The following is an 11,834-nucleotide window of genomic DNA, read 5'->3' as shown; positions in this document are numbered from 1 at the left end:
TACTCACCCTTTCATTCCAGAAAGTGCAACTGATTCAATAATTTGCTTTTGGAAAATAATAAATACGATCAAAACCGGAAGTAATGAAACAACGGAAGCTGCCATAATCAACGGATAATCCGTTTGAATTGCATAGGCGGCATTTAAGTTTGCGATCACTACTTGCAATGTTTGTTTTTCTGGACTATTCAAGTAGATCAAGGGTGCTAAGTAGTCATTCCAAGCGCCCATAAACCATAAAATAAATTGAGCAGCAACCGCTGGACGAATCAACGGAAAAATCAATTGGATAAAGGTTTGTAAATAGCCCGCACCATCAATTTTCGCCGCCTCAACGATCGAATCAGGAATATTAGATAAATATTGTCGTAAAAAGAAAATCATCGTGATATTTCCAAACATTCCTGGGATGATCAATGGTAATAACGTATCAACCCAGCCAATTTGGGAAAACATCATAAATTGCGGGATCATCACCGCTGGATAAGGAATCATCAAAGCGGCTAAAAGGATTAGAAATAGCGCATCTTTATGCGGCATCCGTAATTTGGCAAATGAGAAGGCGGCTAAACTGGATGTCAGAGTACCTACAACAGTCACAGAAAGTGAAACGATCACTGTATTTTTAATCCCTGAGAACAAAGTGTCCAGCTCAGATAAACGTTTGTACGCATCAAATTGTACTGGGTCTGGAATCCATTGAGGTGGCAGCTGGAAGACGCCAGCTCGGTCTTTTAGCGATGTTGAGATCATCCAAAGTAACGGCCCCACCATAATAACTGCTCCAAGGGAGAGAATTAAAATAATGAGTACGTTGCTTATTTTCAGTTTTTTCATTCTTTTCCCTCCTAATCTAATTTATAGCTTGAACGATTGTTCATATAGAATTGGAATGCTGTTATCACAAAAACCAATACTGCTAGAATCAACGCCATACTGCTTGCATAACCCATTTGCCAATTTCTGAAAGCTTTTTGCCAGATATACCAAACGACCGTAGCACTGCTATATTGTGGTCCGCCAGTTGGTGTCATAATGTTTATTTCCGTAAAGATTTGTGAGCCGCCGATAATATTCGTAACGACTAAAAAGAAAGTGACTGGTCTAACCATCGGCCAAGTGATATTGCGAAACTTTTGAAAAGAAGAAGCACCATCTAATTCTGCTGCTTCATAAAAGGTTTTTGGTACACTTTGAATCGCTGCCAAGTACAAGAGCATAGAATAGCCCAATCCCTTCCAAACAGACATAATAATAATTGCCGGTTTGACTGTTGATGGGTTTTGCAACCAGTTGGGGCCGCTGATACCGAAGATATCCAAGACCTGATTGACTAAACCAAAATCACCATTGTAAGCCCATTGCCACAAAATCGAAATGGCTGCTAATGATGAGATGACTGGAATATAATAGATCGTTCGGAAAATCGTCGTTCCTTTAATTCCTCTGCTCAGTGCTGATGCCAGCATAAATGACAAAATCAAACCGATTGGGATCCCTAACATCAAAAAGACGGTATTAAACATCGTCTTATAGAAGTACTCATCTCTAAAAAGCTTCTGAAAGTTCTCAAAACCGATAAAATTCATTTGCCCTAGACCGTTCCAATCTGTAAAGGCAGCATAAACCGAATAGCCCAAAGGTATCAATGAAAACAAAATAAATCCTAAAACTGGAAGTAGAACGAACAAGAAAGCAACTTTGTGCTCTTTTGCATAAAGACTATTTTTATTTTTTGTTTTTTTTATTTCCACTTGTTCCATTACGCGTCCCTCCATAAAAATCTTTGGGGTCACATAGATATGTGACCCCAGTGAGTCTATCTTGCTGTTTCTTGTTGGCGAATCGCTGAGTCTAGTTTTTCTTGCATCTTAGGTTGAACTTCTTTTAAATAATCCGCTGCCGTTTGATCTCCATCTAACACAGGTTGGATATTGATAAAGAATTCATCGTACCATTCTGCATTGTAGGTTGTTGCTACTGGCAAAGCGCGACCATAATCTTGGACGATGTCAATAAATTCTTGTTTATTATTAGGTACACTGTCCGTATCAGAAGCCCATTCTTCAGCCATATCAATCAGGTTAGGAATTTGAATCTGTGCGTCTACTAATTGTTGTTGTCCTTCTTCAGATGCACTTAAATACTCAACTAATTTCACTGCTTCTTCTGGATGTTTGGTTTTGCTGGCAACACCAATTCCTAAAGAACCGATATACGTTGCAGATTCGCCTGTAGAGCCTGCTGGCCAAGGCATCAAGTCATACTCAAAATCTAATCCTGCATACGTACTCATATCCCAAGGTCCTACAGGGAAGAAAGCAATCTCACCATTCATCCATCTTTGATACGTATCCAATGTTTGGGCATCAGAAATTGAAGGGGTGAGTTCATGCACATTTTGCAGATCCGCAAACCATTGCAATGCTTCCGCAAATTCTGGTGTATCGACTGTAACGGTATCTTTGGCTTCGTTGATCCAATCTGCTCCGTTACTCCAAACAAAAGCTTGTAAACTCCAGTTTACGTTAAATCCTGTTGCCCATTGGTCAAGATTTCCATCTCCATCAGAATCCTTCGTCAACTGTTTAGATACTTCAACGAATTCATCCCATGTATAAGGCGTATCTGTATCTGGCAAATCAATACCAGCTTCTTTAAACATGTCTTTGTTATATCCTAAAGCAAATGGTCCAACATCTTTTGGTAATCCATACAAAGCACCGCTACCAACTTTTTCACCATCATACCGATAACTGTTTACCCCATATTCCCAAATGTTTGAAAGATCAAAATCTGAATTCTCAATTTCATCCGTAATATCTAGCAAAACACCATTATCAACGTAAGCCATTAGATTGCTTTGTTCTACATAGAAAACATCGGGCATATTACCGCCTGAGATTGCCGCTTGCAGCTTTGTTGCATATTGATCAGCATCTGTGGCGATAATCTTAACGCTTACATCATTTTCTTCCTCAAATTGTTTAATTGCTGTTTCATAGGCTTTCTTCTCGTCCTCGCCGCCTCGAAACATAAACGTAATTTCTTTACTTCCGCTATCATCACCTGAACTATTATTACTGTTTCCGCAGGCCCCTAATACCAAACTACTTAAACCTAGAACTGCTCCCGAAAAAATAACCTTTTTGATGTTCATCTTTTCCATCCTCTCAAGTTTTATAGATATTTGCAGGTACGTTATCACATTTGTTCATTGACATCTCTTAAAAAAGACCTTACTAACTGCTCATAATAATTCCTAACACCTAAGATATTTCCTATAAAGAAGCCTATAAACAATTCACAAAAACAAAACATAGAAATTGATGTTTGCAAACACTTTCAATTTACAAATAAATCATAACTTGATTTGTAATCGCTGTCAACAATATTTTGATTAATTTATTTAGGATAATATCTATATTAATTAATAAATATATTAATAACTAGCGAAATAAACAACGCTATTTACACAAATTAGCAAATATGTTAACATTCAAGTAAATCAAACAGTTTAAGCGGAGGTGACACGATGCAATTAGAAATCAATCAAGAAGCATTGCCTGTCTATGAGGCACTTGCCAGTAACGTGCGAATCAAAATCATTCAATTGCTGGCTAAAAACAAGATGAATGTCAAAGAGTTGGCACAGGAGTTGGGCTTAAGCAGCGCCATCATTACGATGCACATCAAAAAATTAGAAGAAGCCAAAATCATCAAAACAGAGCGTGTGGGGCAAAAAAAGATTTCCAGTTTAAGAGTGGATCATATCGATATCAACTTTCCTGAGAAAATCTTTAATGCCTTTGATACAAAAGAAACGGCGATACCGATCGGTCATTATACAAATTATTCGGTAGAACCAACGTGCGGGCTTGCTACTTCAGCTGATTTTGTGGGAATGGTGGATGAACCGAAGTTTTTCATGGATCCTCGACGAATGGATGCCCGCATCTTGTGGTTTACGAAAGGATTTGTTGAATACCAATCGCCAAACTTCTTAGCAAGAGAAGAAAAACTGGAAATGATGGAGATTTCAATGGAAGTTTCGTCTGAATTTCCTTTTTCCAATAACAACTGGCCGTCAGACATCACCTTCAGCTTAAATGGTGTGGAGCTTGGTACATGGACTAGCCCAGGGGATTTTGCAGATATTCGCGGCAAGTATACACCGGATTGGTATCCAGACAATCTCAATCAGTACGGGTTATTGAAGACGATCCGCATCATGGATCACGGAACCTACATGGAAGGTGTTCCTCTTTCCGACATTACGATCAAGGATATACCTGCCTACGAAGATACGTGGCACTTAAAAGTGGAAGTCAAAGAAGATGCCGAGCATGTCGGCGGTTGTACCCTCTTTGGCAAGGGGTTTGGGAATTACGATCAGGATATCAAACTGAAAATGTTTTATAGCTAAAAAAAAACGCTAGTCTTAGCGGCTGACCCAAACATTTCTTTTGGGAATCAGGTCGCTAAACTAGCGTTTTTGTTATTTCTTCAAATGGTAACTGTACGTACTTACAATGATGTTCTCACGCCAAGAGAGTCTGAAACGCAAGCGCAGGCTTGTTTGGTTGTGCAAAATATTTTGCCAGCGACGTCTTGGGACAAACTGTGGAATGATGACGGTCGTTGTGTAATTGTGTTTGGCTGCATTGCGGCTGACTAGATCCACATAACGCAAGATGGGATTTTCAATCGAACGATACGAAGAATGAACGACGGAGAAACGCACGTCTGGGAATTTTTGCTTAAATTCTTGTTCGATCTCTTTTTCTTTCTTCACATCTTCATCCAACGAGACGTGCATCGCCACGACATAATCACCAATCGATTGGGCATAGTTCAATGCGCCGATATTTACTCGGGTAACATTTCCGACGAGAACGATCACGGTATTTCCTTCATAAACATGCAGTGCTTCTTGTTTTTCCAATCGTAGCTGTTCTGCGACTTTTTTATAATGATCATGGATCTTGTAAAAGATATACAAGAGGATCGGCATGATAATGAAGAATGGCCAAATATCGCCTAAGCGATACACGAACAAGATGGCAATGATCGCAAAAGAAATCAAAGCCCCAATGATGTTGGCGATCGATTTAAAGAACCAGCCTTTGCCTTCTTTTTTCCATTTGACGACCATTCCGCTTTGGGATAGTGCAAAAGGAATGAATACCCCGATGGAATACAACGGAATCAAACGCTCGGTCGATCCTTGGAAGATAAACAATAGGACGATGGAACCAGCAGCCAAGGTGATGATCCCGTTTGAGTAGCCGAGACGATCCCCACGGTCTTGATACATGTGTGGCATATATTTGTCTTTGGCTAAGTTATACGCCAACACGGGGAAGGCGGAAAATCCAGTATTTGCGGCAACTGCTAAAATCAGCGCTGTGGCAAATTGCAAAACGTAGTACATAAACCCATGACCAAAAACAGCAGAGCCGATTTGAGATAGGACGGTCACTTCTGCTTCTGGTACGATACCGTACCAATAGTTGATAAAAGTGATGCCGACGAAGAAGAACCCTAAGATCGCAGCCATGATCGTCAAGGTCGCAGCTGCATTTTTCGCCCGTGGTTTTTTGAAAAATGGCACCGCGTTACTGATCGCTTCGACCCCCGTCAAAGAAGAGGAACCTGATGAGAAAGCCCGTAAGATCAAGGCTACGGATACCCCAGGCACCACAGCTCCCGGCAGTGCGGTTGCATTCAACGGTTGCGCACCAGTTACGATGTTGTACAAGCCGACCACGATCAAGACTGTGATCACTGCGATAAAGGTGTAGACTGGAATCATTAAGAAGCTAGCTGATTCTCGCAGCCCTCGCAGATTCATCATCATGATCAAGAGTACGATCACGACAGAAATGGCCACTTGATGGCCGAACAACGCTGGCACAGCAGAAGTGATGGCTTCCGCCCCTGCTGAGACGGATACTGCTACTGTCAGCATATAATCGATCAACAGTGAGCCGCCGGCAATCAGGCCCGCATTTTTCCCTAAATTTTCACTACTTACTACATACGCCCCACCACCGTGAGGGTATGCATGAATGATCTGACGGTAAGACAAGGTCAATGAAATCAAAAGAATAATAACAAAAGCAGCGATCGGTAATGAATACCAGATAGCAGCAGCGGAAAGTGCCACTAATACGACAACGATCTGCTCTGTCCCATAAGCAATCGAAGACAAAGCATCAGAAGATAGCAACGCAAGGGCCGCCGTCCGGCTCAGTTTTTGTTCATCATTCTCTGCGGATTTCAATGGACGTCCGACCAACAAACGTTTCAAATACTCCACTTTTTCTACACTCCTTTTCATGAAAAAATCCTTCGTTAAACTTGTAACGATATCCTCACAAATATTGAATTATCAAGACTGTATGCTACTCTTGTAACCGCGAAAAGTCAATGAAAATCAGATGAAAAAACGGCCCTTTTTCCCTCTTTTGATTATTAGAAATTTCACGTGATGGCACAAAAGCAGAAAGAACAAATGCTCTTTCTGCTTTTCGATGTTAGTGGAAGAAATGACTTTCTTTGGAAATGTCGCTTAATTTCTTCGTAGAGTTGACTAGATAAGGATACGCGTAGGTACCGACGATCCCAAAGACCAGGAACAAAATCGTTAAAATAACCAATTGTGGCACGGCATTTGGCCAATAGATCCCGCCAGCTGATTCTCTTAACAGATTGACTGCATGGGTAAATGGCAGCAGCGGATTAATGAATTGGAAGAACTTCCCAGAAACTTGGATCGGGTAGTTTCCTCCCCCGCCTGAGATGGAGAGAACCAAAATGATGATGGCGATCCCTTTCCCGAGGTTGCCGAACAGTCCTGCCAGTACGTAAACGATCATCATAAAGGCGAGTCCGACGAGTAATGCGAAGAAGACACTGTACACTGGATTGTGGACATCAACGCCTAATAAAAACATATTTCCTAGGGTCACGATCAAACTTTGGGCGACTGCCATCGTCAAGAACGTCAGCATTCGTGCCACAAAGGTTTCACGTTGGGTAAAGCGTTTTTTGTCTTTCTTCTCTAAATGATACTCCGTTGTAGCGACACTTGACAACAATAATGCCCCTACCCACAAACACAATGCGGTATAAAACGGTGTGCTAGCTGAACCATTGTTGGCGATTGGATAGATTTCATTGCTTTTTAATTCCACTGGTTGTTTGAAGAAGTCGGCTTCATCGGTGGCATCAAGTTTCAATAATTTGATGACTTCCCCGAGATCGACTTCATTTTCGCCTGCTCGGATCGCATCAGCGGCTTTGTGGATGCCTGCTTTGATACTTGGCCAATCGTTATTGATCAAATCAACGGCCGCATCCAAGGCTTTTTCAACTTCTGGTAGTTTTTCATCCACCATTGCCATCGTAGAGCTGATTTCTGATTTGATAGTTGGCCAATCGTTTTGCAAGAAGTTTACGGCCAGCCCTAATTTTTCTTCGACCACTGGCAATTCGTTGTTGTACAGGTCGGCTCCTTTGTTGATGGCATTAACGATTTCATCCATGTGACCATTCAGCATCGTATTGGCATCGTGCAATTCTTGCTTGATGGCAGGCAATTCTTTTTGGTATTTTTCCAAAATCGTCACGGCATTGCTGACCACTGATTTGGTGGAAGACAGCAACGAGTCAAAATCGATCTCTTGGGCTTTTTTCAAGACATCTTCGGCGGTGATGATGGTTTCGATTAGTTTGGTTAGGATGTCGTTGATGGTGGTGGTGATTGAATCAACATTGATGCTGTTCATGAGATTGGCAACGTTTTGAGCAGCTGCGGTGACTTCACTAAGATATTGCTTAGCTGCCTTAACATCACCGCTTTGCACAGCGCTTCTAACCTTAGTTAACAATCCAGATACATTCGTCAAGTGCCCTTTTACGTCAGTTAACTGACCGATTACGCCTTGAATTTGGGCATTTTCAGCTGAGCCTTCAATATTTCCTAAAAATGCAATTAAGGCATCTAGCATACTTTGTTGTTGCTGAATACTTTGCTGCAACCCATCAATCGTTTGTAAAATTGATTCTCGATCTTGGTCCAACTGATCTTGATCGATTGAATCATTCAGTGCTTGCGACCACTTTGCTGTGGTTGTTGCCACTTGACGAATAGACTCAATCGTCACCTTCACACTGCTAGAAATACTTGGCAGGGCATCTTGCAATTGTTGCGCCCCATCTTTGGTCGCGGTGGCGAAGCTGGCGGCTTGGTCGCCTAGTTGTTCGATCTGTGGTAAAGCGGCTTGCACTTGTTCAATGACTTGCAGTCCTTGCTTGGCGGTGTCGATGCCGTCCGTCATAGTGCTGGCAATGTCATCGAAATCATCGTCGATCATCTTCAATTGTTTGCCAGCATTTTGGATCTCTGGGATCTTTTCTTGCAAGGTCAAAATGATGCTGGCTTCTTTCTTCAATGCAGGCAGCTTATCGTTTAAGCCGATCAGTTTTTCCCCCATGGCATCCACTTGTGGGATATAATCGGTGAATTCTTCGGCTTTTGCGATCTTTTCTTTGATTTCTGGAAACTTATCGTGCAAGGTGACGATCTCTTTCGTATAGCCATCGATCGTAGCCAAATTGTCATCGGTGTCTAAGATCATCGATTTGACTTTGTTGATGCTGACTAAGTTGGAATCAATGTCATAGCCGATTTCATTGAAGACTTTTATCAACGTGGAGCTGGCGGTTTCAATAAAGTTTTGTGAGATCTCTTCTTGAAGGCTGCTGGCTCCTTTATCGGTGATTTTTGGAGCGATGGCGTTGATTTTTTGGTTGCTATAATACTCGATGGTCGGTTTTTCGATTTTCCCACTGGTAAAGCTGATCAGATCATCTGAAAAATCCGCTGGTAGGTAAATACCCGCGTAATATTTTCCTGACTTGACCCCTTCTATTAAGTCCTCTTTTGAATCCAAGAAGCGCCAGCCCAACTGCTTGTTTTTATGGAGGGTGTCGATGACTTCATCACCGATATCGATGTGCTTGTCTTGAAATTCTGCCCCTTTATCCGCACTGTAAACGGCGATCGGCAATTCACTGGTGTTGCCGTATGGGTCCCAGAGGGCTTTGATATTGAACCACGCATAAAGCGAGGGTAAAATCATTAAGGCAATGATCAAAAATGCAGAGATTGGATTGCTGAAAATTCGTTTCCAGTCCAGTTTATATAAATAGAAAACATTCTTTAGTTTATTCATTTTTTCTTCCCCCACTAGTTCTTCGTCGAAGGATAATTTACCATGTTTTTCCCCTGCCGCCAACGGCTAGGATCGACCAAGAAAAGTCCTTTTGACAAATGGACGTTTTTGTCAAAATGAAACCCCTTTACTTTTTGTTTTTTTTCGATTATTGTTAAACTTTCTTTAACTTTACCATGATGGCGAAAAACACACCACTCATATCCTTTGATCTGTTTTTTTACAGGTCTTTCCTATACAAAAAAAGCTTCCTTTTTCTGCAACGAAAAAGGAAGCCTTTTTAGGTATTATTTCAGTTGATCCTTTGCCAATAACTCATACACATACTTCAATGAGGTAGCTTCGCCATATAACTGAAGATCTGCTTTTTCCTCTGGGGAATAGACTTGATCAAAGCTTTGATCGGGAATCAGCACGACATCGATGCCCGCACGCGTCGCGGCTGTTGCTCCCACAAGAGAATCTTCCATGACTAAAGCTTTTTCTGCTGCGACTTGCGCTTTTTCTAAAGTCAGCAAGTAAGGTGCTGGATCAGGCTTATGGGCGGAGACGTCATCGCCAAAGGTCTGATAGTCAAAGGCCTGCAACAAATCGAAATGCGTCAACAATTCAGAGGCTCTTTTTTTCATCGTCGAGGTGGCTAATGCCGTTTGGAAGCCTTTCTCACGAGCCAAGGTGATGGTTTCTTTCGCATAGGGTTTGGTTTTGAAGGTGCCATCGGTTATTTGCTGGGCAATATAGACTTCCCGTTCTGCTCGTAATTCCTGCACCCGCTGCTGACCGCCTACGAGGTCGGCTAATTTAGTGGCAGTCTGTTGCCAGCTTTGACCACGCCAACCAAAAATATCAGCGGCTGTAATCGGAAGCTCATACTTTTTAAATAGCGCCAACCACCCATCAAAATAGACTCTTTCAGTATCGACTAACAATCCATCAAAATCAAAAATCAAAAGTTCTTTCATAAACGCTCCTTCGTTTTGCTAAGATTTTTTCCTCACTCACTGGGGATCAAGACATCTTCCGACTTTTGTCAGCAGCTGCTTGCACTGCTTTGATGACAGCCGCCCGAAAGCCATTTTCTTCTAAGGTTTTAACTGCTTGGATCGTTGTGCCCCCTGGCGAGCTGACACGATCCTTTAAGACGCCTGGGTGTTCCTTCGTCTCTAATACCATCTTCGCTGCGCCTAATACCGCTTGAGCAGCAAATTCATACGCCATCGGACGCGGCATTCCTTCTGCCACTGCTCCATCTGCCAAAGCTTCAATGAACAAATACGTGTAGGCTGGTGAAGAACCGCTGACACCAATGACTGCATCGATCATGCTTTCTGGTACTTGCTCGGCTTTGCCCAGGCTTTCAAAAAGCTGTTTGACTTCGTTGGCTTCGGCTTCCGTCACTTGACCGTTGGGACTGATAGAAGACATCCCTTCGCCAACAAGTGCGGGGGTATTTGGCATGACCCGCACGATTTTGTGCGCACCGATGATTTCTTCCATTTGCGCGATCGTCACACCCGCGGCAATAGATACTAGCAAATGCTCCTTGGTCAAGCCGTCTTTTAAATCAGCAAGTAAGCGGGGAAAGACAAAAGGTTTAACTGCTAAGACGAGGATCTCCGCTTTTTCGGTGACATCTGCTAGCTTAGTTGTCCCAGTGATCCCGGTTTCTTTTTCTAATTGTGCCAAAGTCGGCTCGTAGCGATGGTTATAAACCAAGATCTCTGCTGGTTCATACAGGTTTGCTGCAATCAAGCCGTTGATGATGGCTTTTGCCATGTTACCGGCTCCTAAAAAGGCGATTTTTCTCATAGTTTTCACGCTCCACTTCTGATTTTGGTACCACTTTTTGCTAAAAAAGCCTAATCAATGACTAGGCTTCAAACTCGATCATATACGGATGCAAGGCGGTGTTATAGATCCCTTCTGTATATTCTACCACTTCTCCTTGTAGATCATACGAATAACGGGTTCGTTTCAAGGCAGCGACCTCTGGCGTGATCATAAACTTCTGTTGCTCTTCGGTCAAGGTCGTTGCCACGAACGCATCTTGAAAGCGATCGATGATCATTCGATGTTCATCCAATAGGCGATACAATGATTTTTCTTCAAAGACCTCGATGGAGGTACCCTTTAGCTGCTTTGGCAAATGGTACTCATAGTAAATAAAGGGTTGGTGGTCAAAATAATACATGCGACGTAAACGCATGACTTCTTTGCCCATCAAAGAATACGCGGGGTGCTCAGGCGCAAGTTCGACTAATTCATAGCTGAGGTTTTTCTTCGTGTATTCCTTGCCAGTCTTTTCAAGCAATTGGCTAAACGTCGTGCCTTTTGACAGCTTGTTATAAGGGCGATTGCTTAAAACCGTCGTCCCACGTCCGCTGCGTTTTTCCACATACTCATCTGCCGCTAACAATTCGATGGCTTTGCGGACAGTGATCTTGCTGACATTGAAGGTGGCTTCCAATTCTGTTTCCGTCGGTAAAAATGAACCAATCGGGTAGCGACCCGACATGATGTCTTCTTTGAGCTTATCGGCAACATCACGGTAAAGAATGTGTTTGCGTTTCATTGCTATCTCGCCTTTCTCTC

Annotated in this window: 9 protein-coding genes; 1 reads left to right on the top strand and 8 read right to left on the bottom strand. The window is 42.4% G+C overall.

Annotated elements, in window-relative coordinates:
• Positions 1-3: 3 nt before the first annotated feature.
• Genes IGI77_RS02270 through IGI77_RS02260 form a run of 3 tightly spaced genes read right to left on the bottom strand, consistent with a single transcriptional unit; the run spans position 4 to position 3,160 of the window.
• On the bottom strand, positions 4-837 hold the full coding sequence (locus IGI77_RS02270) for a carbohydrate ABC transporter permease (RefSeq protein ID WP_005232200.1): 834 nt from the start codon (positions 835-837) through the stop codon (positions 4-6).
• A gap of 11 nt (positions 838-848) precedes the next feature.
• Complete coding sequence (locus IGI77_RS02265; protein WP_015508888.1) at positions 849-1,763, bottom strand: carbohydrate ABC transporter permease; 915 nt, start codon at positions 1,761-1,763, stop codon at positions 849-851.
• A 56-nt stretch (positions 1,764-1,819) separates the two neighbouring features.
• Positions 1,820-3,160, bottom strand: a complete 1,341-nt coding sequence (locus IGI77_RS02260) for an ABC transporter substrate-binding protein (RefSeq protein ID WP_015508887.1) — start codon at positions 3,158-3,160, stop codon at positions 1,820-1,822.
• Positions 3,161-3,535: 375 nt separating this feature from the next.
• On the opposite strand from IGI77_RS02260, the gene IGI77_RS02255 reads away from it, so the two are divergent.
• Positions 3,536-4,426, top strand: a complete 891-nt coding sequence (locus IGI77_RS02255) for an ArsR/SmtB family transcription factor (RefSeq protein WP_005227282.1) — start codon at positions 3,536-3,538, stop codon at positions 4,424-4,426.
• Positions 4,427-4,498: 72 nt separating this feature from the next.
• On the opposite strand, the gene IGI77_RS02250 is transcribed toward IGI77_RS02255, so the two are convergent.
• The 5 genes from IGI77_RS02250 to IGI77_RS02230 all read right to left on the bottom strand — a co-directional run bounded on the left by IGI77_RS02250 (position 4,499) and on the right by IGI77_RS02230 (position 11,814).
• The gene (locus tag IGI77_RS02250) at positions 4,499-6,322 is read right to left on the bottom strand and encodes an APC family permease (RefSeq protein ID WP_005227281.1); all 1,824 of its coding nucleotides are present in this window, start codon (positions 6,320-6,322) and stop codon (positions 4,499-4,501) included.
• 217 nt (positions 6,323-6,539) lie between these two features.
• The gene (locus IGI77_RS02245; RefSeq protein ID WP_438769321.1) at positions 6,540-9,242 is read right to left on the bottom strand and encodes a YhgE/Pip family protein; all 2,703 of its coding nucleotides are present in this window, start codon (positions 9,240-9,242) and stop codon (positions 6,540-6,542) included.
• A gap of 287 nt (positions 9,243-9,529) precedes the next feature.
• Positions 9,530-10,204 (bottom strand): HAD family hydrolase, encoded by a 675-nt coding sequence (locus tag IGI77_RS02240; protein ID WP_015508884.1) that lies wholly within the window; start codon positions 10,202-10,204, stop codon positions 9,530-9,532.
• Between the two features lie 46 nt (positions 10,205-10,250).
• Entirely contained in the window at positions 10,251-11,051 is an 801-nt protein-coding gene (gene proC, locus IGI77_RS02235) for a pyrroline-5-carboxylate reductase (RefSeq protein WP_086294492.1), read from the bottom strand.
• 61 nt (positions 11,052-11,112) lie between these two features.
• Entirely contained in the window at positions 11,113-11,814 is a 702-nt protein-coding gene (locus IGI77_RS02230; protein ID WP_005232219.1) for a GntR family transcriptional regulator, read from the bottom strand.
• Positions 11,815-11,834 lie beyond the last annotated feature (20 nt).

The organism is Enterococcus sp. DIV0213h, from assembly GCF_051711285.1.
GTDB classification, from domain to species: Bacteria; Bacillota; Bacilli; order Lactobacillales; family Enterococcaceae; genus Enterococcus_D; species Enterococcus_D casseliflavus.
This window is presented reverse-complemented; position numbering and strand designations above follow the sequence as displayed.